This is a genomic window from Streptomyces sp. NPDC006012 (genome assembly GCF_042871185.1).
Lineage (GTDB): Bacteria > Actinomycetota > Actinomycetes > Streptomycetales > Streptomycetaceae > Streptomyces.
Genome location: NZ_JBIAIE010000021.1, coordinates 93666 through 118848, shown reverse-complemented (window position 1 = coordinate 118848; position 25183 = coordinate 93666). Strand labels below are relative to the sequence as shown.

At 71.0% G+C, this 25183-nt stretch carries 9 protein-coding genes; all 9 read left to right on the top strand.

Translation table 11 applies throughout. The annotated features are described in order from the left end of the window. The first annotated feature begins 167 nt into the window (after nt 1-167). Entirely contained in the window at nt 168-1556 is a 1389-nt protein-coding gene (gene eccD / locus ACFYPJ_RS29120; protein ID WP_389023351.1) for a type VII secretion integral membrane protein EccD, read from the top strand. Between the two features lie 7 nt (nt 1557-1563). Then, nucleotides 1564-2979 carry a type VII secretion protein EccB gene (eccB, locus tag ACFYPJ_RS29115; RefSeq protein WP_389023348.1) on the top strand — a complete coding sequence of 472 codons (1416 nt, stop codon included), beginning with the start codon at nt 1564-1566 and terminating at the stop codon, nt 2977-2979. A gap of 268 nt (nt 2980-3247) precedes the next feature. Next, nucleotides 3248-3619 carry a hypothetical protein gene (locus ACFYPJ_RS29110; protein ID WP_389023346.1) on the top strand — a complete coding sequence of 124 codons (372 nt, stop codon included), beginning with the start codon at nt 3248-3250 and terminating at the stop codon, nt 3617-3619. Between the two features lie 41 nt (nt 3620-3660). Beyond that, nucleotides 3661-3960, top strand: coding sequence for a hypothetical protein (locus ACFYPJ_RS29105; protein WP_389023343.1), 300 nt, complete (start codon nt 3661-3663; stop codon nt 3958-3960). Between the two features lie 15 nt (nt 3961-3975). Beyond that, entirely contained in the window at nt 3976-4422 is a 447-nt protein-coding gene (locus tag ACFYPJ_RS29100) for a hypothetical protein (protein ID WP_389023340.1), read from the top strand. Nucleotides 4423-4455: 33 nt separating this feature from the next. Next, a complete protein-coding gene (locus ACFYPJ_RS29095) occupies nt 4456-6375 on the top strand; it encodes a hypothetical protein (protein ID WP_389023337.1) in 1920 nt (639 codons plus the stop codon). After that, nucleotides 6375-6872, top strand: coding sequence for a YbaB/EbfC family nucleoid-associated protein (locus tag ACFYPJ_RS29090; RefSeq protein WP_389023334.1), 498 nt, complete (start codon nt 6375-6377; stop codon nt 6870-6872). The genes ACFYPJ_RS29095 and ACFYPJ_RS29090 overlap by 1 nt, the downstream gene beginning before the upstream one ends. Next, complete coding sequence (locus ACFYPJ_RS29085; protein ID WP_389023331.1) at nt 6865-7200, top strand: hypothetical protein; 336 nt, start codon at nt 6865-6867, stop codon at nt 7198-7200. The genes ACFYPJ_RS29090 and ACFYPJ_RS29085 overlap by 8 nt, the downstream gene beginning before the upstream one ends. A gap of 28 nt (nt 7201-7228) precedes the next feature. Beyond that, a complete protein-coding gene (locus ACFYPJ_RS29080) occupies nt 7229-25183 on the top strand; it encodes a hypothetical protein (RefSeq protein WP_389023328.1) in 17955 nt (5984 codons plus the stop codon).

Sequence of the window (25183 nt, the reverse complement as noted above, 5' to 3'; positions counted from 1 at the left end):
ATCTGTCGACAATGCGATATCGGAGGTTCGCGTTGCCGCTTATTGGAGAAGCGCGTCGCCGATAAACGGATGGACAAGCGTGCTGTCCCGACGGGGCTTCACGATAATGTGCACCCGTTCCTGAGTCGAACCCCGATTAAGAATCAGGCGGGAGTGAACCGCGCACCGTGAGCGACAAGACCGCCGGGCTCTGCCGAATAACCGTCAGAAGTCCGGAGAATAACTTCGAACTGGGCATACCCGCCGATGTCCCGCTCGCCGACCTGCTCCCCGTGCTCGTCGAGTACGCCGGCGGCGATCTCCATGAGAAGGGCCTGGAACACGGCGGCTGGACCCTCCAGCGCCTCGGTGCCGCCCCCCTCGACGAGGAGCGCACCCCCACTGCCCTGGAGCTACGCGACGGCGAGACCCTCTATCTGCGGGCCCGTCACGAGTCCCTGCCCGAGGTCGACTTCGACGACCTCGTCGACGGCATCGGTGAATCGCTCCGCTCCCGTCCCGACACCTGGCGCCCCGAGCTGACCCGCCGCCTGCTCATCGGACTCACCGTGACCGCGCTCGCCGCCGGGCTGATCACCGTTCTGCTCCCGGGCGACGGCCAGTGGCGGGCCGGGGCGGGCGCCTGCATGGCGCTGCTGCTCGTGGCGGGCGGCCTGGCCGCGTCCCGGGCGGTCGGCGACGCCGGCGCCGGGGCCGCGCTCGGCGTGATGACCGTGCCCTACCTGGCCGTTGCGGGCGCCCTGGTCCCGGCCGCCGGGCACGGCGAGGACATGCTCGGCCCCCGGCTGCTGGCCGGGGGCGCGGCGGGCGCGGGCGCCGCGATCATCGGGCTGGCGGCGGTGGGTGCCTTCGCGCCGCTGTTCCTGGGGGCGTTCACGGTCACCCTGTCCGTCGCGGCCTGCGGCGCCCTCACCTCGGCCGGGGTGCCGATCGCGCACGCCGCCGGCTGGCTGGCCGTGGCCGCCGTGCTGGCCGGGGGCTTCGTGCCCAGCCTGGCCTTCCGGTTCGCCGGCATGCGGATGCCACCGCTGCCGTCCAACGCGGGCGAACTGCAGGAGGGCATCGAGCCGTTCCCGGCCCGGCAGGTCCGCGAGCGCGCCGCACTCGCCGACGGCTACCTGACCGGCCTCTACGCCGCCCTCGGCCTGGTGACCATGGGCTGCACCACCGCGCTGCTCACCGCCCCCTCCGCGGACGGCTGGACGGCTCCGGTGCTCGCCGTGGTGCTGAGCGTGCTGCTGCTGCTCCACGTCCGGGTGGTCGGCGCGGTGCGGCACCGGCTCGCCATGGCGATCCCGGGCGCGTACGGACTCACCCTGGCTGCAGTGCTGCGCGCCGTCGACCTGGGGCAGCCGGAGCGGCTGGAAGTCACCGCCGTACTCGCCGTGCTGGCCGCGATCACCGCCATCGCCTCCTGGACGGTTCCCGGCCGACGGCTCGTCCCCTACTGGGGCCGGATCGCCGACCTGCTGCACACGCTCTGCGCGCTGCTGCTGCTCCCCCTCGCGGTGCTGCTCGCCGGGGTGTTCGGCGCGCTGCGCGGGATCCGGGGGTGAGGCGCTGATGCCGGTGCAGTCGCGCAAGGACCAGGTGCAGGCACATCTGTACGCGATGTCCAGGCTCGCCAGCAGCCTGCTCCGCGACGACCCCGACGCACCCGACTCGCCGAGCGCGCGCACCTGGCGGGGCGTGCTGTGGGGCGCGCTCGTGGTGGCGCTGGCCTGCGTGGTGACACTGCTGTACGGGCTGATCAAGCCGGGCGGGGGGACGTCCTGGCAGACGCCGGGCACGCTCGTCGTCGTCAAGGACTCCGGCGCCCGTTACCTCAATGTCGGCGGAACGCTGCATCCGGTGCTCAACGAGGCGTCGGCGCGACTGGTCGCCGGACGCAGGATGACGGTGGAGCAGGTGGCGGCGGCCTCGCTGCAGGACGCGCCGCGGGGCGCTCCCATCGGGCTGCTGGGCGCCCCGGACGGGCTCCCGGCGTCGACCGGCGGCAGCATCTGGGCGGTGTGCGCGGGCGCGCAGTCGGCCGGGTCGGCGGGCGGTACGAAGCCGCTGACGAGCCTGGTCGTGGGCGGCTCCGCGGAGCTCGGGGACGGACTCGGCGCGGACCGGGGCGTGCTCGTGACGGCGCCGGGGCAGGGGCATCAACTGGTGTGGAACGGGCGCCGGTTCCCCGTCGACACGAAGGCCGGGACCGTGGCGACGCTGGGCTGGGCGGGCGTCACGCCGGTGCCGGTCAGTACGTCGTTCCTGACCGCGCTGGACGCCGGGCCACAGCTCGCCCCGCCGCAGATCGACGGGCGCGGGGGACCGGGGCCGACGCTGGCCGGCGGCGCGACCCGGATCGGGCAGCTGTTCTCGTCCGAGGGGCAGTACTACGTGCTGCGCACGGACGGACTTGCGCCCCTGACCGGGCTGGCCCACCGGCTGCTGCGCGGTGATCCGCGCACCCAGCAGCAGGCGTACGACGGCCGGGCGGTGCGGGAACGACCCATCGGACCAGCCGACCTGGCGGCCCACCAGGCGCCCGCGTCGGCGGCCGGGCAACTGGCGGCAGCGCTGCCCTCGTCGGTGCCGAAGGTGCCGGCGGTGGACCCGTCCGAACGGCAGGTCTGCGCCCGCGTGGCACCGACCGCGCACGGGCACGAGACGACGGTGGCGCTGGTGCCGGCCGGTTCGGTACCGGGCTCGGCGCCCACCGGGCAGCCGGGCGTGACCGGGCCGTCCGTGCCGGTGGACCGCGTGTGGGTGCGGCCGGGGACGGCGACGCTGATCCGGGCGCGCTCGTCGGCCGGGACGGGCAACTCGCTGTACTTGGTGGCGGATTCGGGCGTTTCCTGTCCGGTGACGAGCGAGGGGTTGAAGCAGCTCGGCTATTCGGCGGGCGGGTCCGTGGATCTCCCGGGGGCGCTGCTCGGCCTGCTGCCGAGGGGGCCGGTGCTGGATCCTTCGGCCGTGTCAGGGAACTCGTAACGAGATCCTGATGGCCGACCCTGGTCGGGGGTGACCGGCGTGGCGATTCGGCCGACGGCCCGGTTCCCCTCGAAAGGGAATCAGTTTTATGACCAATGCGTAATAAAGGCGAAGGGCCGAAGAGGTCCTCGATGGATGGTGCTGACAACAACTCGGTGAACGGATAATGTCGCTGGCGCGGGTGGGGCTGCTGGTGGTGCTGTGACGACTGGGCCGCACCCTCCTTCACCGACCCCGAAATAGCCCGATTCAGAGGGAGGCACAGGCTGTGCCCGACTACTTCGTCAAGGACGCACAGGCCGCACAGTTGGCCGTGAACGCACTCGAAGCGCACTACGGCTTCATGAAGACGGCAGGTGGCGCGGCCGAGTCCATCAGGGCGAACGTCCAGGCCAACTACGCGACGGACGGCGGGTCGGCGGGTACCTTCCAGGCGAACTTCGCCACGTGGCAGGAGGGCTACCAGAAGGCGATGACCGCTGTCGACACCGTGTGGGAGCAGCTGAACCAGCAGCAGAACATCCTGGACCAGGGTGAAGAGGAGGCCCTGACCCATGCCAAGACCGGCTTCGACACCGCCGGCGTCGAAGCCGGCATCGTGAACGTCCTGAACGGCGGCGGTACCGGCACCGGCAGCTGACGCCTTCTCACGTACTGCTCCACAAGCTGAAGGGAACCACGATGTCGGGCAACATCAAGATCCAGTGGAATGGTCTCGCCGACGCCACGCATGACATGCAGGTACTCACCGCCAACATGCGCCAGGCGATGGAGGAACTGGTGGCGGGCGTCGAGGCCCTCAACAACGCTGCCCAAGGCAACTCGGGGGACTCCTGGCGCCTCGTCAAGGACCAGCTCAACAACGCGATCAACCAGATGGACTCGGCGTTCAACCAGGGCCACCAGACCCTCACGAACATGAGCGACACCCACCAGGCCCATGACTGCCGGGGCGCCACGGTCATGCAGCCGGTGCTGTGACGAGGAGTCAGTGACATGGGTGATGAGGGAACGGGCACCTACAAGGTCACCGAGGACTACCTGAGGAGCTTCGCGAGCACTCAGCTCCAGCAGTTCATCGAGGAATACCAGGGCAACCATGCGGTGCAGACACTCCGCGGCTATGCCGGGGAGACGGCGTACAGCGAGCCGGGCCGCGACCGGATCTACGCCGGATCAGCCGGTGGTGTGCACAGTGCCTACGTGCTGTCCGACAAGTTCGCGCAGTTCAGCGCGTCGCTCGCGCAGCAGCTCGGCAGGTTCAAGGACGGCTTCGTGACGTTTCAGCGGGGACTCAACGATGTCGATCTGACGCTGAAGGACGGCGAGGACAGCGCGGCGGACATCTCGAAGGGGTCGTTCGACGCGGCCACGGCCCAGGCGTTGGGCCAGTTCGGCGGCACGGCGCCGGGCGGCGGCTCGGGCAGCAGCAAGACCGCTTAGCAGGAGAACAGCGCGAGGGGGGAAGCCGGAGCAGTGGCCGGAACGTACAACTGGGAGACGGCGCTCGCCACGTACTCCAACACGGCTCCGACCAGCCGGATGGAGATCGGCGGGAGCGGGGGGAGCTACGCGAGCTGGTTCGACAAGACGCACTTCTACTTCGGGGGGTCCAGCGGTGCGACCGAGAAGTCGACCGACTACGACCTGTGGATGGACGCGTCGTGGAACGTCAGCAAGAACGGCAACACCACCACGTACTACTTCAGGATGGGTATCAGGCTCAGCCGCCTGGTCGGCACCAATGACGCCGACACGCCCCTCTACAAGTTCGTCCACGAGCCGATCCAGTGGCTGGAGCCCGCTCTGACCGAGGGCGGCAGCGACGTGATCAAGCTGCACAGCTTCGACGACGCCGGCATGGCCGTGCGCGGCACCCAGCAGTTCCTCGCCCAGTGGGCGCAGAAGATCAAGGGCTGGGCCGACGGCGTCGACGTCGCCGACTCCGACTTCCAGGGCACGTCTGCCGGATCGTTCAAGAACATGCTCCTCGGCATCTACGGCGAACTGACGGACGTCGTGCGGCAGATGACGATCCCGTCCGACTGGACGGCTGAGCTCGACGGCGCGCGCACCCAGCTCGTCAACACCACGACACAACTGCACGCCGCGCACGACGCCTGGCTCAACACTCCCGAGTCCATGCCGGTCAACGTCCTGCGCCCGGTGTTCGGGATCACCGCCATGGGGTTCTACGGGTACCTGAACTCGGCCCTGATGAGTGGAGACGGCCCGACCGCTGCACTGCAACTGGCCATTGACCAGATGAACCAGGGCGACCCCAAGGACCAGGGCTTCTGGGACCGGATGCAGGAGACGGCCAAGAACGGCTGGCTCGGGCACGTCGGCTCGATGCTGGACCCGGCGGCGCAGCAGGCCGCGGGCGCGCTCGATCAGGCGTACCTTCAGACGAACGAGGACATCCGCACCATCACCGCGCCGCCGTGGCTGACGCCGTACGGCGGTGGTGCCGCAGGTCCGGGCGGTGGGCCTGGTTCTGACACTTCGACCGACTCCGACGGACCCGAAGGTTCCGGCGCCGATCAGCCGGGCGGCGGCGCGGATCCGACGGGTGACGACGCCAACGGGAAGGGCACCGGCCAGGACCAGCCGGGCGGCGTTCAGCCCGGCGGGATCGACACCTCCGGTCTCACCGACCCCACGAAGGGGAGCGGCACCGGCCCGGACAGCGGCGTCACCGGCAACGGCGTCGACAGCAGTGGCCTGAAACCCGGCGAGACCTACAACGCCGACAACCTCCCACCCGGTTCGACGGTCACCTCGAACGGCACCGTCATCGGCCCGAACGGGAAGGTACTGACGAACCCCGACGGCAGCACCGTCAAGGTGCCGCCCGGCACCAAGGTGACCGGGAGCGGCCTCAACCCCGGAAAGCAGTCGAGCACCAGCCTCAGGCAGCAGGCCGAGGAACAGGAGCGCCTGCGCGCACAGGAGTTGAAGGCACAGCAGGAGGCTGACAAGCAGGCTGAGGCGCAGCAGCGCCAGTACCAGCAGGCGTTGGAGAAGGCCCGCCGGACGGTCCGCTCGTCCGGCGTCGAGGAGGAGCTGAAGGGCGGCAGCAGCGGCCACCTGGCGTACCGCACCAGGAACGCCGACGGCTCGGTCTCCGAGCGCAACCCCCTCACCGGCGAAGTGCTCCCGGCGAGCGCGTCCAAGGTCCGCACCGCCTCCAACGACCCCAGCGTCGCTGCCACGGAGGAAGCCGCCAGGAGCGGGCAGCGCGCCTCGTCGCAGACGCCGATGATGCCCGGCAGCGGGGCGGGAGCCGGGGCCGGAGCGGGGCCGGGCCAGTCCCGGGACCGCAAGAGTTACCTGGACGAGGACGAGGACACCTGGGGCACCGCGGAGTGCACGTCGACGGGGGTGATCGGCTGATGGCGGATCAGGGCAACGGCGGCCGGGCGCAGGGCCCGAGCGGCGCGCGGGAGCAGTTCGAGTCAATCCTGGGCTCCTCCCTCCAGGAACAGCTGGGCGACATCCAGCGGCAGGTCCGCGAGCACGCCCGAAAGCTCGCCGACGTGCAGCGCGAGCTGGCCGAGCGGACGGCCACCGCGCGCTCCAAGGACCGCGCGATCAGCGTCACCGTCGGCATTCAGGGCGAGGTCCAGGAGATCAAGTTCCACAACGAGGACTACCGCCAGATGGACCCGGTCCGGCTCGGCAAGACCCTCGTCGAGCTGATCGGCAGGGCACAGGCCGAGGGCGCCGAGGCGGCGCGCGCGGCGTTCGAACCGCTGCGTGGCAAGGGCGCCGAGATGCGTCGGTCCATGCTGGCCGGCTCGCCCATCGAGGACATGCTCGCTCCGCTGAGGGACATGACGAAGGGCTACCGGCCCGCGCCCAAGGAGCGGAGGGGCGACGGCGATGGGTGACGACAACGAACTGAAGGCCGGCGACGCCACCTGGAAGGGGTTCGCCCACTACGAGAACCTCGGCACGGCGCTGTCGAGCGCGCACGACCACGTCGCCGCCGTCAACGACCTGAACACCCGCGGCGGCGGCGACGGGAAGGACGACTCCTCGAAGCAGTACCAGGACCAGATCGGCAAGGGCATGCCGCCGCTCACCGACACCCTCAAGATGCTGGACACCCTGGTCACCAACCTCGGCCAGAGCGGTCAGGACGTGAAGAAGATCTTCGCCGAGGCCGAGGAGCAGGCCACCCAGCTCGCCAAGGACTGGAAGGCGGCGGCCGGGTGAGAAGGCGCACCACCCTGCGGCGGGGCCCGTGCTGACCCCTTCGCCCGAGGCGCAGACACTGCTGCTGATCTTCTCCGGCGAGAAGTGGCCGACGATCAACGAGGACCTGCTGCGGGAGGCCGCGGACCACTACGACGGGTTGGAAGGCAACTTCAACGACCTGCAGACGTACCTCGTCGAGGCCGAGAAGTACATCCAGGAGAACTTCTCCGGACAGGCCGCCGAGCAGTTCGCCTCGTACGCCGGTTACCTGACCGGTGGCGAGCAGCCCATCCTGCCCGCCTGCGGCGAGCAGGCGAAGGGCCTGGCCAAGCTGGCCCGGGACACCGCGAACCAGACCGAGTACGCGAAGTGGATGATCCTCGCCCAGGTCATCGAGCTGATGGTGGAGATGGCGTTCGAGGCCGCGGTGTCCTGGGTCCCGGGCCTCAACCTGTTCGCGCATTCACTGGTCACGCTGGCCGAGCTGATGGTCAAGCTGGTCACCAAGGAAGTCATCAGGGCGCTGATCCGGAGCATTCTGATCCACACCGCGATCAGCACCGCCATGGGCGTCGCGATGGACGCCATCATCCAGCTGATCCAGTTCGGTCAGGGCAACCGCCACGAATGGGACAAGGACGCGACGAAGGGCGCGGCCGCGTTCGGTGCCCTGCAAGGCGTGTTCAGCGGCATTGTCGCCCCACTCGGCGGCGCGCTCGGGAAGAAGATCGGCAACATCCTCGGCAGCGACGCGGCGAAGTGGCTCAGCCACCAGATCGCCGACCACCTCGGCACGCTGGCGGGCAACGACGCGGGGAAGGCAGGGCTGGCGAGGGCCCTCGCCGACATTCTCGGCGGGGCGGACGGGGACCTGGCGAAGTCACTCACCACGAAGGCGGTGGCGGACGCGACGGACGGCGCCACCAAGACGATCAACGACAGCTTCGTCACGAAGGTCGGGAACGCCTTCGCCAAGCACGGCTTCGACGGTCTTGAGGGGAACGCGGCCCGCAACGTGGGGGAGAGCTGGGCGCGTTCGCTCAACAAGCACTGGGCGACGGACGTCACCGTGCAGGACGTGTCCAAGAACATCGCCAGGGATCTGCGGGAGGACGTCGGCAACACGGTCAGCAAGGAAGCGCGGGACGTCCTCTCGCACTCCGTGGTCCATGACGTGGCGACGTCCGTCAGCTCCTCGGCGATGAAGGACACGCTGAGCCGGATGGACCGGTTCGGCTACGCGGCGGGCCTGTACGGGACGGAGGCGCTGGTCGAGGCCGGCGGGCAGAACCTGGCCGAGGGCACGTACAACCTCATGACGCAGGGGCAGTTCACCACGAGCTGGGAGACGTTCGTCTCGGGCGTGGGACCGAACCTGTTCAGCCATGCGATGCGGCACACGATCGTGCAGCCGTTCCTGGCCGGCTCAAACTCGGCGCTCGCCAACTTCGTCAAGGGGCTCGACTCCAAGCTCGACACCCTGGACAGGCCGCCGGGTGAGTACGGGCCGATGCTCACGCCGAACAATGCGTCGGCGCCGCCGGCGGCGGGCCCGACGCCGGCATCGGCACCGGGGGCGGCCGGGGCGCCGTCGAAGGTGTCCACGACGTCCAGCACGCCTGCGTCCAGCTTGTCGTCGGCGGGATCGCCGCAGCCGCAGACGACGCAGACCGTACCCGGCACGAACACGACGAAGACCGCGCCCACGGGGTCCGTGAACAACACGAGCGCGCCGGCGCACCAGCCGCCCGCGCCACCGCGGCCCACCAGGACGGCCACGTCCTCGTCGACGACCTCACCCACGTCTACGTCCACGCCCGTGTCCACGTCGACGTCCGAGCCCGTGCGCCGGCCGTCGGGCTCCGGGACCTGGCAGGAGGATCCCCCGTCCCTCTCCGAGAACGAGCGCGTCGACGACAGCACGAGTCACCACGACGTGCCCGACCACAGCGGGACGCATCCCTCGCAGTTGACGCCCGGCCAGGTCGCCAGGGCGCTCGCGGTGCCTACCGCCACCGCGAACCTGTCCGCGTCCACGACCACCCCCGACGTCGAGTCGGACGAGATCACCACCCCGGCCCCGGGCGACAGCGGCGGCCAGGACAGCGCCGACGATCTTCCGGTCTTCTCCCTCACTCACCCCGACGGCACGACGGAACCCCTCCCTCTGCCGGACGGCGAACCGGACGTCGGGCACAGCGAGAACCTCACCGACCCGGCCTCGGCCCCCACGCCGGCCATCACCGTGCCCCAGCCCGACGGCACGTCGAAGACCGTCCACGTCCCCGGATTTCTGGAGGACGTGGCTGCTTACGCCGCCCCCGGCGAGATGCCCTTCAGCGGCGTCGTCGGCGGCCACCTCGCCGTCCGCTTCGGCGGCCCCACCCCCACCGTCCTCGCCGCCGACCTGGCCACGACGGCCGGAGTCGAGCTCGACGACCCCGACGCCCTCGTCGCGGCCCTCGCCGACCAGCCACACACCTTCCTCGGCGACGGCCGCCGTTTCGCCGCCAGACTCCCGGACGGCAGCACCCGTGAACTGATCGTCAAAGCGATACCCGACCGGGACAACTGGAGCATCGTCACCGACGACGGCCCCCAGGACCCCTTCAAGTACGACACCGCCCACCGCTCCCAGCAGAACGAGGGCCTGTCCTACGCGGAATCCAGCAACTTCCAGGCCCCGCTGTCGATGGGGCTCGGCGCGATCGGGGCACCTGTCGCCCGGATCACCGCCGTGCCCGGGGCGGCCACCGGACGGGACCACAACCTCACCACCCAGCAGTCGGCGCAGCGCGAGACCCGCAGCCACGGCGCGTCGGTCAGCCTCCGCACCCACCTCCGCTTCGAGCTGACGGTCCGCGACCTATCCGCCCCCGAGCCGTCGGCCACACGTGTGGTCCGCACGCACAACGTTCCGCACGGCCTCGACGTCCGGATACCCGAGGGCCACACCACCGGTACCCGGCCCGACCCGCGCAAGGACCGGGTACCGACGTCCTTCAGGACCGAGTCCGGCGAACGGGCGGTCATCGAGCGCACCGAGCACTACTTCAATTTCCGCGACGTGACGGACTGGGTGCTCCAGCACACAGGCTCCGAGGTCGGCAGCGACAACTACCGGGCCGTCGTCGACTACTTCTCCTCCGAGCACTTCACCCAGATGGACAGCCGCGACCCGGTCCCGTCGCTGCGGTTGCACAGCCGAAAAGGCGCGTTCGCCGGGACCGTCACCGTCGACCGCCCCCGGCCCGGCCGCCACTGGGTGATCGACGCCCTGCCCGACTTCGAGCTGCGCGACACCCGCCAGTACACGCAGAAGAACGAGAGCAGCGTCCAACGCGACCACACCCTCGACACCTCGGTGTTCCTCGGCGCCCAGACCGACCCCACGGGCTTCGCCGACGCGTTCGCCGCACCGCGTGTCCAGCTCGGCGCGACGTTCACCTACAGCCACTCCTCGCGCGGGACCACGTATCTCGGTGGTCCTGCCGGCGCCAAGCACGCCGAGCGCTCACCGAAGGACGTCCGAACGGCGCTCGTCCTGCGCGAATCGCAGGTCACGGTGCATCTGCCGGACGGTACGCACGAGACGTTCACCATCGGCAGCATGGTGCGGATGCCGGTCAGCGAGGCCCAGCGGCTGGCCGGATGGGACAACCAGGAGTCGCTGCGGGGCGGCGTCAACCCGCCGGAGAAGCCCGTGTACTGGGGCGACGGCAAGATCACCATGCTCGGTCCTGGCCGGACGGGTGAGATCCACGTGGATGTCTCCGCGCCCCACCCGGACGCGGAGATCCCCGACCCTCGTACCCAGGATCAGAAGCTCGTCGACTCGGTGCTCGACGATCTGAAGAAGGCCGCCCCGGGTCTGCCGCTCGCCGACCCGGCCGACGCGGAGCGCGGCTACCCGCAGCGCAGCTGGTTCAAGCGGCTGTTCGGCCTCGGTACCGCGGCCGCCCACGGCGTGGCGAACACCCGGGCCGTGATGGCGGCCCTCTCCCAGCAGGGACTGCGGGACGGCATGCACCAGGCCGCTGCCCCGGAGGGCATCCGGGTGCCACTGCTCGGCCCCACGTTCTTCACCGAACGCGGCTTCGCGCTGATCATCCGGGCCGACCTCGACAGCCCGGACTACGCGAGCAGCGCCCGCCGCACGGTCACCAACGCGTACGGCGGCGGGGAGCGGTTCGACACCAGTCGGCAGACCACCCACTCCTATATGGCCGGCGCCGAGGCGAGCTTCGCCGCCCGCGAGGCCAAGAAGGACGAGTTCGGCACGCCGTTCGGCATCGGCACCGGTGGCATCGGCGGGCGCGGCGGGCGGCAGACCACCCGGCAGGTGAAGTCCGGGGGGACCTCGACCGTGGAGGACCTGTTCGTGCCCGGGCCGGGCGTCGACAGCTACGACTTCGCGGGCACCCTGAAGCTGAGCCTCCAGCGCTCCGCATTCCCCCAGCCCGTCGTCCAGGCCCTGACGCTCGGCGGATGGCGGGCCCTGGCCAGGTACGGAAGCGAGGCGCGGTTCCCCGTGGTGCGGTGGCTGCACGAGCGGGCGCGGCTCGGCGGACTCCACCCCATGCCGGGCGAGCGCGACAGCGACAGCATCCCGAGCGAGCACCAACCCCTCCCCATTGCCTCCCACCCACTGGCGTTCGCCTTCGACGTGCCGGACGGCATGTCGCGGACGAGGACGCTGCCGGAGAGCGACCGGGACCGGTTCGCCGGAAACCAGCAGGCCCGCCCGCTGCTCCCGGACGAACAGGCGGCCCCCGAGGACGAGATCTCCTCCCGGGGGCTGGCCGCCGTCACCCTGACGACCCGATCGGACCCGGAACTCCTCACGTCGGCGCTCACACTCGCCCAGCACACCTCAGGGGATGCCTGGCGGCCGGCCCACCCGGGCACCGCGCTCTCCGAGCGGATCCGCCGGTACTTCGGGCAGCACTCCCTCACCGCCCTCTCCGACCAGGTGTTCTCGCCCGGCGGCCACACCCTGGCCAACCTCCACGACAAGGGCGCCTTCTTCGCCGGCGACGAGTCGCTCTCCGTCACCGGGATCCGCCACAACATGACGGTGGTGGGCAAGCCGTTCACCGCGTCGCCCGAGACGAACACCGCGCTGGAGCAGGCGTTCGGCTGGTCGTGGGGACGGGCGAGCGGTGTCACGATCGGCACCACCGGGATGTTCGCCGGGCTGGAATCGGTCGGTGACGCGACGTTCACGGGCCAGGGCGGGGTGGCCAGCACCCTGTTCCAGAAGTTCTGGTCGCGTACCAAGGGCTCCTCGGTCACGGCCACCCGCGACCTCAACCAGGTGCTGGGCAACGACCGATGGGTGCTGGTCGTGGGCGACGCCGACTACCGGATCGGCGCCCGCCACAAGCCGCTGGGCATCTTCGGCCGCCCACTCGGCTGGTTCACGGGGAGCCGCGAGTCCGCCGCGCGGGTCATGCGGAAACCGGGCGGCTGGGTCGGGGTGATCCGGGAACGGGACGCGATCAGGTCCGGCCTGCTCGACGACCTCCCCAAGGCGGTGCTCGACGAGCACAGGACGGTGCCCGACGGCCGCCCCGGACCCGGGGCGGGCTGGCGCCGCCGCGACGACCTCGCGGGCTCCACCCGCGGGACCTTCGTGCACCACGCGCCGCAGGACGCCGCCGCACTGAAGCAGCTCGGGGAATCCCTGGACCGGGCGGGGATCGCCGAACAGACCCGGCACTCCATCGCGGCCATGGTCTCCGCGCGGACGACCCGCTCCACCATCCAGGCCGGGGGCACGGTCGTCTCGCACGGCCGCACTGCCGCGCTGACCCACGTCAAGATCCTGAATGCGCTCGGCCAGGACGTGAAGATCACCGTCCGTCATGAACGCACCGGGGAATCGGAGAACGGGGAACCGGGGAACGAGCAACTGGAGATCACCGACACGCTGTTCGGCGACCACGAGTACGGGGCGAGCCGCAGCACGTCGGTGGAGATCTCCGTCTCCACGGCGGGTTCCGCCGCGCACAGCGCCAGCGGCGGCGAACAGGTGCGCGTCCCGGGCGGGTCCGCCGGGCCGACCGGGGCCGTCGGACCCGGCTTCAGTGACACCGTGGCCGCGGCCGACTCCGCATCCGGGGTCGCCACTCAGGTGACCACGCTTCCCGGACCGAAGGCGGTGATCACGGCGAAGTGGCGGACCACCGTCACGGTCACCTATCCCGACGGCAGCAACGTCATCGAACCGGCCGGCTGGGAGGCCACCGCCACCACCACGGAGTCCTATCTGCTGCTGGAGCCGGACGCGGACAGCGGACCATCGACGGAGCCGCAGGGTTCGGCCCCGCCTGCCCCGACGGCGCCCCAGAGGCTGCGCCCCACCCCGGCGATGACGATCGCCCGGCCCGCGGTCGGCAAGGACCTCACAGCCCTGCTCACGGTGACCACCGAGCGGAACGAGGCCGCGGCCCGCAAGGGCGACGGCGGTCTCCACTTCCACGAGGTCATCGGCGCGGACATCGTGCAGGGCCTCGCCAAGGTGCTGGTCTCCCGCGCTCACCGCAACGACCGCAACATTCCCCCGGAACACGGCTACACGGGCGACGACCTCCCCCGCCTGGTGAACAGCGCGGCGAACGCGAGCAGCCTCGTGAAGGACGGGAGCGCGGGCGCGGACACGCTCGACAACGCTCTCAACGACATCTCCCTCACCGCCGCCCTCACCTCCGGCGCCGCCCAGAACGGCCTCCACACCCTCACCCTCCCCGACAACAGCATCGTCGGCGGCGTCGACGCCACGCTCGCCCTCGCCGCGCACCTCGACTTCTCCAGGGCCCGCCGCATCACCGTCAGCGGCCAGGCGAAACTCGACGACCTGACCGGTGGCGGCCAGGGGGGTGAGATGTCCGGCGGGACGGGCGAGACGGTGAACGCCGGCCCCGGCGGCGCCGGCACCCTGGCCGTCAAGGACAACCTCACCGCCGCGCCCGGCGTCCCGAGCGCCACGCTCGGCGGCGGCACGGGGGAGACACACCGCCTCGGACAGGCCGAACAGACCCGGCTCAACCTCAAGCCGCCCGCCGGATACGGCCATCTCGTCGCCGTCCCCGCCACCTTCCGTCTCGCCGCCACAGCGAACCGCCACATCCTGGACAGCGCCGTCGCCCGCCCGTTCACGGACCCGGTCGCCCTGCAGTCCGGGACGACGGAGGCGACGGTTCTGGTCTGGATGAGCGACCAGAAGGTGAGGGAACTGGGGCTGGCGCAGCTCAACACCGAGCAGAGCAAGGCTGCGAAGGCGGTGACCGATGCCGAGAAGGCATGGGAGGACAACGACAAGAAGTACTGGGAGGAACGCGGGAGGTACGCCGAGAGGCTGGCCGGGAACGATCGCGACAGCGACGAGAAGGAAAAAGAATACGAAGAGTGTCGCAAGGAGGCCGTCGCCAGGCTCGACGAACTGGCGGTCAAGGTGCACGCCGCCCGCGACGAGTACCTCCGTATCCGTCGCATCACTGACCCCATGTTCCGTGCCGACCCGGGCGCAACCGCCGCCGTGGCGCCGACGTTCGACGAGCGGGTCCGCCACGACCACGACAGGCCGGAAGCGGTGGACCGGCAGCCCGAGTTCACGGAGATGGCGGACACCCACGGAAACCCTGACGCGATCACGATCGACGGGCGGACGTACCCGCTGGTCGAGGTCAGGAATGACGGGCAAGGGTTCTTCAACGCCCTCGGGAAAGGACTCGAACGGGGCGGCGACCCCGACGGATCGCAGGGCCGGGAGCTGCGCCAGAAGCTGGTGGACGGGTTGCGCCGGGCCGGTGAGCTGCTGTCCGGCGCGGATGAGGGTCGGCTCGGGCCCGACCTGCTCAGGGTGTCCCGTTACTTCGTGGAGCTGGCGAAGCTGGCGCCGCCCGATCTGGCGGACGGGTTCGGCACCGGCGACATCAGCGCCGCGGACCTGAACCACCTCCTCGACCAGGCGCCCAAGGCCAGGCGGGAGTTCCAGGACCGTGGCGCCGTCCCGCCGATGAAGCAGGCGCTGACGGAGGTCCAGCGGGCCAGGCTCGCCGCGATCTCCGCGGGCCGGAACGGCGACCGCGAAACGCTCACCGACCACGGCACGACCGATCTCTATCCGGCTCTGGCCGCAGCGCTGTGGCGGGTGCCGGTGACCGTGGCGCACGGCAGGTACCTGCACACGTTCCTGCCGGACGGCGGTGAGGCGGGGGCGGGGGACCGGGAGCGCGGAGTTCTGCTGCACCTGAAGGACGGTACGTACCGGTACGTCGACCAGGGTGGTGAGCTGCCGCAGGAGCAGGAGCAGGAGCAGGAGCAGGAGCAGGAGCAGGAGCAGGAGCAGGAGCAGGAGCAGGAGGCGACGTCGGCGTCGACGTCGAACGACCCGGCCAACGGGCTAGACCCGTCGGAAGAGTCCCCGACCCTGACCTCGACCCCGAGCCCGCTCACGCCCCAGCCCCTGACCCCGCCCCCGGTGAACGGCCCGACGGTCTCCCGGAGCATCTTCGAGGCGCTCAACGTGCCCCAGACCCCCGACGCCCAAGCGCTGCCGCCGCTCGCGACCGAGGAGCCGCCGCTCCCCGCAGTCCCGGCCGACGGCGAACTCGCCGGGCTGGGTGGCCGGTTGAATCTGACGACGACGGAGCTTGCCGCCCTCGACTCGCACCTGACCGAACTCGGCGTCGCCCGGCCCCACTGGGAGAGCCTCGACAACCACCTGCTCCACCAGGGCTCCTCGCTCGCCGAACTGGCCGCCGCCGGCGACCGCGGCCGCATACGCGATGCCGTGGTGCAGTGGCTCGCCACCCCCACCCCGGAGCCGTCCGAGGCCACCCGCGACGCCGCAGACCGGTTCGGCATACCCCCCGTCCGGCTGGAACGGCTGCTCCGCGTCCACGGCTTGTACGACGCGGCCGGCCTCCTCGCCGAACTCGGCGACCGCACGCCGTCGGATTCCGCCGCCGACTGGTTCGACGCCCACCCGGACGCCCTCGCCCGGCTCCGGAACCGGCAGGACACCGCCCGCTTCACGCAGACCGCCGACGAACTGCTCCCCGCGCCCGCCCCCGGCACCGACCATGCCGTGGCCCTCGCCGACTTCCGTGCCTGGCACGCCGGCCACGGTGGCCCCGCCCACCTGGGCCGCACCACCGACGAGCAACTGCACGACGCGGTCGCCCGTTGGTACCTCGACACCGCACACCGTCTCGGCGACCTTCCCGACGGTGTGGCCGCCGGGGCACTTGCCCGCATCGCCCGTGCTGCCGACACCGCGGGCGGGTCCGCCCCCGAGCAATTCGGCCGCGACGCCGCACAGCTCCTCGCCGACGGGGACCTGCCGCACGCCGTCGCCCTCACCACCGCTCTCGGCCCCGCCAACAGCCTCGGCGACGTCCGCGCACTCACCGCGGCCCTGGGCGTCGACGCCGCCTCCCTGCGGCCGTTCGCCCGGCTCCTCGGGTACCACCTGGCCAGGCACACCGCCGCCTCCGACGCGATCGGCGCGGCGACCGCAGCGTTCCGCGTCGACCTCGCACACCGTGGCTTCACCACGGCCGATCTGCCGCTGCTGGCCGCGACGTACGGCACCGGCGAGCCCGTCGGTGCCGTCGGTTCCGCTGTCTCCGCCGCCCCCATCGGGACCGAGCAGTTGGACGCCTTCGCCCACTACCTCGTACACCGCGACACACTCGGCGACACCCCGCACTCCGCAGTCCGCGCCTGGCGGGGGCTACCGCCAGAAGCCGCCGCCGACCACGTCCGGAACTGGCGTGCCAACGACACCGCCGACGGGCACCAGGTCCTGGGCACCGTCGACATCCACCCCCCGACCGACGCTGCGAAGGCGGCCCTCGGACACATCGGGCCGGTCGCGAAGCGCGCCTTCCGCGCGCGCCGCGTCCTCCTCCCCGACGGCACCGTCCGCGCCGAGCTCACCCTCTCCGTCAAGCTGGTCCACGGGCCCGGCGCCGACCACCTCGCGCAGGCCGCCCGGCGCCTCGCGGCGACCTCCGTCGACACCTACCTCAACGCCCCCCGCTATCGGCTCCCGAACGGTGACCTGCTCCACGTCGCGGTGGAGTTCACCGATGCCGACGTTCCCGTCGAGCGGTTGCCGAACGGCTATCTCGACAGCCCGCGCGACGGCGTCCATCTCGTCGACCTGTCCCTCGACCCCGCCGGCCGCATGGAGGCGCGGGACTGGCGGTTGCCCGGCGGCCACCTCTCCGTCCTCGCGCACGAGCTGACCCATCTGCTCGGCCTGCGGGACTACTACCGCGAGCACGCGAACATGCTGCGCCCCGTCTACACCGATCGCGCTCTCATGGCGGGACCGGTCATCGGCGACCGGCACGGGCAGCCCGACATCGGGCCGCTGCAGCGCGGCGGCACCTGGCTGGCCAACCAGCGGCTGATGCCCCGTGATCTGGCGCTGCTCGGTGCGGCCGTCGACAGCGCGTGGCGGCGGGCGGGCCACTCGCCGGGCCCGCACGACCGGGTGCCGTCGCGTCTGCCGCGTGAGGTGGCCGAGCGGGTGCTGCGCGGCAACCCGCGCACCGGCACGCCCGGGCGGCTCGCCCCCACCGGCACCTCGGGCCGCGTCCGGCCCCGGCCGGTGGGCGCCGTCCATCCGAACGGCACCTATCCGATCGCTGCCCGTACGGGCGGTGTCCCGCTGAGCGGCGCCGCCACCGAGCCGGTGATGATGTTCCCCGAGCACTGGTCGCTCGACGAGGCCGCCGCCGCGGCGGTGCACGTCCACCGCGAGCAGCGACGGCTCGGCCGGGTCGAGGAGGGCGCGTTCGAGGGCGTTCACCAGGGCGTCCGGATCCGCGGGCACGCCCTGGCCGACGGCACCATCACCGACTTCGAGCCGTCGCCCCGCCAGGGCGACCTTGCCCCGGCCCTGTTCGCCGACCCGGCCGACGAGCCACAGCCGACGCACTTCGCCCAGGGCGGCGCCCCGCTCGCCACCCTCCGACTGTGGGACTTCCTCGCGCTCGGTGACCGGGCGCAAGGCATCGGTGGCCATGTGCAGACCGACGATCCGGGCGTGCGCCACCAGCCGTTCCACGGCGCCCGGTTCGGCAACGGCACCCGACGAGTCGCTGCCTTCGCCCTCGCCCTGGGCCCGTCGGCCGGTCCCCGGGTCCACACCGACCTGACGTCCCCGGGACCGGCGGTCAGCGTCCTCGACGGCGTCACCGGCCTCAACACCCTGTTCCCGGAGGACTGGAGCGGCGGGCTGCTGGACATCGTCATCGAGGCCGCCCACGAGGGCGCCCTGAGAACCGGGCACTTCGTGCTCCTGCCCACGGGCGGGCACATCTGGCACTCCACGGTGAACGGGGTGCCGATGCACGGCCAGGTCCTCGACGGTGAACACCAGTGGGTGCGCCCGTCCTGGCACCAGCCGGGCGGCCCGGGCGCGGCCGATGTGCTGGCCGAGGCGCGCGGCATCGAGTTCCACACCGGCGGCGGCGCCCACTACCGGATGACCCGGGTGCTCCACCGCGACGGCAGCCAGACCACCTCGCTGGTCCGCGTACTGCATCTGCCGGGCGACCAGGACACCGGCGGCCTTGCCGAGATGGTGCGGAGCACCGCGCTGGCCGCGAGCCACGTCGCCGGGCTCGGTTCGACGGACCACCATGTGGAGGTCGAGTTCGACGGCCTGGCCGACGGGGCCGACGCCGCGCTGGTGGACCGGGCCATGACCGGGGGCGCGAACGACCTGGCCACGCTCCTTGACGCCGACCTCGGCGAGGCGTTCCTCACCGCGCCGCGGAGCCTCGACCCCGGCGCGTGGCAACCACCCGAGGGCGTCCCGGACAACGCCACCTGGCGTGCCCTCACCTCTGCGGTCCTCGATCTCCAAGGGGCCAACGCACTGGTGCACGAACCCGGCGCCGCCGCCCTCGTCCAGCTCCACACCGCACCGGAACTCGCGCCCCACGCCGACCGCGACCGCAGTGAACAGGACCTCATCGGGGCCACCGACCGTTACTTCACCGAGGACGCGGGCCGCCACCGGACGATCCCCGGACCATTGCGCGGGACCTGGACGAACAACCGGCTCCGGCTGGCCGCCCTGCAACATTCCCGCACCGCCCGCCCGGTCCCCGGCGCGTCCGGCCCGGACTTTGTGGTCCTGGAGGCGTTCCCCGAGCCGGACGTCCGCCTGGAGGTCCGGTACGAGCGGAGCGGCGACGGTACGTGGAAGATCGCCGACTACCAGCTCCAGGCGGACGACGGCTCCCGCGCGCCCCGGCCGCTCTGGCAGCCCACTGGGCGGCTTGCGCAGGTAGCGGCCGACCACGGCGTCCACCCCGCGCAGCTGTTCGCCCTCGCCGAGGAGCTGAGGCTCGATCACCACGAGGCGGTGAGCGCGGCGGCGCTCCTGCGCGGCCTCGGCGATCCCCACGCGGTCGCCGCGGAACTGGGGCACCTTGCTGCCGCCCTCGGCAGCGGTGTGTCCGCGGCCGACCTGACCGCCCTGATGAGCGGCCTGGAGACCGGGACCGGGACCGGGGTGGGCGTCGAGCACTGGTGGGATCTCGCCGCCCGTCTGCGCGGCGCCGGACACACGACGGCCGACCTGTTCGCCTCCGGGCCGAAGGGCGACGCCGCCCGGGAACACGCCGCCGCCTGGCAGCCGGGCACACCCCGGCCCGTCCCGGACGCGATCGCGCAGCGGGCCCTCGCCCTCGGCGTCCACCCGCGCCGCCTGGCGCAGCTGATGGACGCGGCGCTGCTCACGGACCCAGCTCTGGTCACGGACCTCACACTGTTCGACCGGCCGGAGCTCACCCCCGAGGAGCAGGCCGAGAGCCTGTGGCGCAGCCGCTTCGACGACTTGGCCCACGCGATCGGCGCGGTCCCGGGCGCCACCGGGGGACGGGACGCCTTCGCCGCATGGTCGGGCCACCGGAACCGGGACGATGCCTTCGACCTGCCGTTCCCTGAGCTGACCCGCCGGCTGGCCCTGTGGCGGCTCGGTCTGGACGGCCCGCACGCACAGCTTCCCGACGGCTCGGACCCGAGGCCGCTCGCCGTCCTCGCCCACCGCATGGGCATGCGCCCCGACCACGCCGCCGTCTATCTGGACGGCCCCGGACGGGCGCGCGGCGACCGCTCACCGACGGCGCGGCTGACCGCGCGGTACCGGACGGCCGACCGCGCCGCCGCCGAGCTGAGCGATGCCGACGAGTTCGTCGAACCCGTCACCGTCCTCGAACTCGCTGATCACCTCGGCATCCGGCCCGGGTTGCTGTGCAGCGTTCCCGGTCTGGACATCGCCGACGGCCGGACCGTCCGCGAACTGCTCCTGGACGGGCGCGACATGCCCGCTGCGGCCCGCGCGATCCGGGTCCGGCTGGACGCCCTCGGCTACAACCCGCAGGATCTCGTCCGGTTCAGGGACACCGTCGTCGATGCCCGCGACCGGCGGGAGCGCCGCAACCGTGAGATGGAGCAGGAATTCGGCGATCAACTCGGCTTGGAGCCCCACCATGTCGCGGCCGTCGCCGACGTCCTGCACGCGTCCTTCGACCTCGCCTCCGCCTGGGAGCGGCTTGAGGCCCAGGCCGAAGAACTCGGCCTCTCCCCGGGGCGGCTGCCCGCGCTGCTGCGACGCGCCGGCGACCTGGGCATCGCTCACCACGAGTGGCGCCGGCTCGCGGAGATCCTGCACGGCCACGACGCCGGACTGGACGACTTCGTCACCGAGCCGTCCGGCTGGCCGGCCGCGGTGTGGATGCACGGCTGGTTCGACGGCGTCGCCGGGCCGCTCGGCGCGGCCGGGCAACTGGCGGAGTTCTCGCGTTGGGCTGGCGTCCACCCGACCGACCTGAGGGACCTGCCGTCGGACGAGCTGCGCGGCGCGATCGCGCTGTGGCGGCAGAGCGAGCCGAACGCGGAGGCCGGACTCGGGGACGGCATGAACCTGTCGGCGCAGGCCGAGGAACAGCTCCGGGACAGCGACACGCCCGACCACGCTCAACGGCCGGTGCCGCAGCGACCGTTCCCGTCCGTCGACCGCGAACGGCAGGTCACGTCGTTCGGAAAGAACGGAAAGAACGGAAAGAGTGGAAAGAAAGGAAATGCCGGCGCCGCGCCGAACGGGTCCGGGAGCGGCAACAAGGGCGGGCAGTCGTCCACCGCCACCGGGAAAAGCGTCCTGAGCCAGCCCGGTTACGCCTCGGGCGACCAGTTCGGCGTCGCCGCGGCGCTGCTGGCGGACCCGAACCTGAAGGTGCTTATCATCACCGGCGAGAAGAAGGCCGCGGAGGAGGCAGCGAAGAAGGCCGCGGCGGCCGGCAAGGAAGCCGCGGAGGAAGCCGCGAAGGAAGCGGCGAAGAAGGCCGTGAAGGCCGCGAAGAAGATCGCCGACTTCTACGCCGAGTCCGGTCTCGCCGGGCGGTACGAGGTGCTCGACCAGGACGAAGCCGAGACGAAGGCCGAGGCGTGGACCGGGCGGAAAGCGAAGAAGGGACTGCCGAGCGTTTCGGACGCCACGAACCGCGTCGCGCGGCAGTACAAGGGGAGCCTGCGCGACAAGCTCCGCGACAACTGGGGCCTGGGCCCGGACGCAGAGCGCGACGCCCACCTCGCCCAATGGCTCGCGACCAAGGGGTTCCCTCCGCTCGGCCACGCCGGCGAGCAGCCCCGGGTGGCCGTGCTGTGGTCGCGGTTCAGCGGCAAGAAGGGCGAGGTGCACATCGAACACGACACCAGCCACATCGGCATGGCCCAGCTCATCGCCGGTCTCGGCGCCCTCGACGCGATCCTCGTCGTCGGTGACAAACGCGAGAGCCGGCAGGGCTTCCCGGACAAGTACGCGCAGATCGCCCGTTACTTCAACGAGGGCATCGTCGGGGGTGCGCCCCTGCCCCGTCCCGAGGGCTTCCGGGCCAAGGTCGTCGATCTCACGGAGTTCTGGAGCAAGCCCGCCGAGGTGGCGTCATGGGGAGGCGACAGCCGCACCGGGCAGTTCCGGCTCTACGACTATCTCCACCGCAGTTTCACCACCCGCCACCTCGGCTTCCGCAGCGGAAACCTGGAGGCCATGGCGCTGCTCGGATTCACGGTCCGCTACCTGGAGGAGCCGGACAGCGTCATCGGCGGGGCCCGCATGGAGGCGTGGCACTCGGTCCGCGTCGACGAGGACGGGCGCCGGCGGACCGCGGAGGGCGGTCAGGCTCCCGGCTACGAGCGGATCGTCGTCGCGAGTCCCCCGACCCGCTCGGGCGCCTACCAGAAGTCGCTGTCGCTGGACGAGCAGAAGGGCGTGCAGAAGCATGCCGCGTGGCATCAGGACGAGACGACGAGGGCGGACAAGCATCCGCTGGTGAATCCGGGGAATCCCAAGGTCCGGAAGTCCGCTCCCCGGGGCTTCACGGTCTCCGACCTCCACAACATCGACGCCTACCTGCGCCACGGTGATCCCGCGTCCGGCATTCCGGAGGAACTCGGCCGGGCGGTCACGGAGTTGGAAACCCGGCTCAGAGCGGCTGAGCGGGCGGTCGGCGAGGCGAACTCGGCGCTGGAGAAGCGGCAGAAATCCAAGCTGGTGGAAACCGCCGACGCGAAGGCGCGTGAGGCGCGGGCGGCCGCGACCGAGGCAATGGAGCGGGCGAAGCAGTCCTCAACGGAGGACCCGCTCGTGAAGGCGGCCCTGGGCAAGCTCAAGGCCGCCGAGCACAAGCTGGAGAAGGCCGAAGCCGCGATGGAAGACGCCGTCCGCCACGTCACGACGGCCGAGAGGAATCTGGAGACCGCCAGGCGCGAAGCAGCCGTCCGGTTCCGCGACCTGGCCCGGGACCGTGGCAGCCTCCTCGTCCTGCGTGCCCGGACCCTCTACGCCCACCGCCACGCTGATGTCCTGGTGCTGCCCGCGGAAGACGACGACGGCGCTTTGGAACAGTCCGGCACCGGGGCTGCCTCCGATGGCTTCGACGGCGGGCCCGGCCCCTCCGAGAACCGCTCCGCGCACCATATGGACCTCTCGGACGGCCCGGACCTCACAGACCTTTCGGCTCCACTGGGCCTCGCACACCTCTCGGATCCACTGGGCCTCGCGGACCAACTGGGCCTGAGCCCCGAGGAGTCGGCGAGCATCGGCGATCTCCTCCAGCACACCACCGACCCGGACGAGGCAGCCGAACTGCTGCACAGCTACGCCCTGCGCACCATGGATCACCCCACCGCCGAGGATCTGGCCGCGCTGGTCCGGGACATGACGGCAGGGGACATGCCCTGGAGTGTGTGGCCTGAGCACCCGGCGCTGAGCCACCGGCCCGAGGGAGGCGCAGCGACTCCGCCCCGCGTCAACCTCGACATCGACCCGGAGAAGGACGAGATCCTGATGCTCCGGGACGGCGGGACGAGCAGGGAGGCGGGCTATCTGCGCGGACTGCTGGCCTCCGAGAACCTGGTACCGGCCTTGGGGAACCTGAAGGACGGCGGCACCCTCCATGTCATCGGCCACGGCCACCAGATGGGCGACGGGGCGCACCTCGCCGACGGCATTTCCCGGATGCTCCGGAGCCGGGGCCGCAAGGACGTCCGTGTCCACCTGATCGTCTGCCGGGCAGCCGACGCCAAGGGCAAGCCGCTCTCTCCCGCGGAGAAGACGGCGCTCGCGCACGGCGTGGCCGAGGTTCGGGCCTCCCGGGCGGACGTCCTCATGGAGCACACGGATGCGTCCGGGAATCACGAGGACCGTTCCGCGATCCCCGTCGCGTACCTGCGCGCGCTGTTCGCGGGCAGCCGCTCGGGCGGCGCGACGCTCTCGGGCGACTTCACGACCGTGACGGAGGACGCCATCTTCAACGCGCTCGCCGGAAGCCTTGCCGCCCTCGACCAGAATGCGGACCCGCCGGTTCGGCGTGAGGTGACGGATGACGATCCGGATGTCCTGCTGGACAGCACCGCGGTGTCCGGAGCGACGTCGTTCGGGACGGGGGCGGAAGCGGAAAAGGAATCGAAGAACACCGAGATATCTGTGGCGTTCGACGGGATACCTGCAATCGCCGGCCGCAGCGAAAAGGACGACGGAACGTCGATCATCCACATCAAGCTTCTGGTCAGCCTGAAGCGTCTCACGAAACCAAATGAGACGAGCAGGACGAGCGTGGACAAGGCGCTTGAGCGGTTCCTCCACGCCGCGTCGCCGGAGGGGTCGAAAGAGGGATTCAGAGGGATGCAGTTCGGGAAGCGGCTCATCGCTTCCGGCGTTCTGAAGACCGTGCGGGAGGAAGCCGAGGACCGGGACTCCGTGGCGGGGACAGTGATGCAGTTCGACCTGTCCCTGTACGACTTCGCGCACCGCTCGTTCGACAAGGAACCCACGGTTCCCGGCGTCCGGAAGCCGGGCGATCATCTGACGATAGACAATTCCCTTCCCTTGCTTCTGGTGCTTGCCAAGAAGGATCCCGCATCTCTCGGAGACTTTCTGTTTAAGCGGCACGGCCTGAAGAAGCCGCAATTCGAAGAACTGATGAAAGCGTACGGATTCGGGAAGATCGATAATATTCACTTCCGTCCTGACCTGTCGGATCAGGTGGGGGATCGGCACCCGGTGTACAAATCGGTGTCGTTGAGGTCCTTCCGGGATTATCTCGATCGCACATGTGAGATGTCCGGAATCTCCGAGTATCTGCGGAAGGAGATCTCGGACTCGATGGATCGCGTGGTCGGGAAGTTCGGAGTCGGGGACGACCGCCTGTTCCTCGCGGCAACCGAGATGCGGCACTTCGCCAAGTTCATGGTGATGACGCGGACCTTGACCGACCGCTCCGTGTCCGACGAGATCAAGGGTCTGGCCAAGAGCCAGGGTGAACTGAGCCTCGACGGCTCCGTCCACGTGGAGGCGCAGGGGCAAGGATTTCAGGAGGCGTTCATGAAGCTCATCGGGAAGGCGGATGAGCCGAAGGATTTCTGGCACGAGATCGTTGGTTGGACCAGCCAAGAGGAAGAGGGAAAGTAG

What these genes read in the sequence shown, in the direction of transcription:
- ACFYPJ_RS29105 (WP_389023343.1), top strand. Translation starts at nt 3,661, where the DNA reads ATGTCGGGCAACATCAAGATCCAGTGGAATGGTCTCGCCGACGCCACG.
- ACFYPJ_RS29100 (WP_389023340.1), top strand. Translation starts at nt 3,976, where the DNA reads ATGGGTGATGAGGGAACGGGCACCTACAAGGTCACCGAGGACTACCTG.
- ACFYPJ_RS29085 (WP_389023331.1), top strand. Translation starts at nt 6,865, where the DNA reads ATGGGTGACGACAACGAACTGAAGGCCGGCGACGCCACCTGGAAGGGG.
- ACFYPJ_RS29090 (WP_389023334.1), top strand. Translation starts at nt 6,375, where the DNA reads ATGGCGGATCAGGGCAACGGCGGCCGGGCGCAGGGCCCGAGCGGCGCG.
- eccB (WP_389023348.1), top strand. Translation starts at nt 1,564, where the DNA reads ATGCCGGTGCAGTCGCGCAAGGACCAGGTGCAGGCACATCTGTACGCG.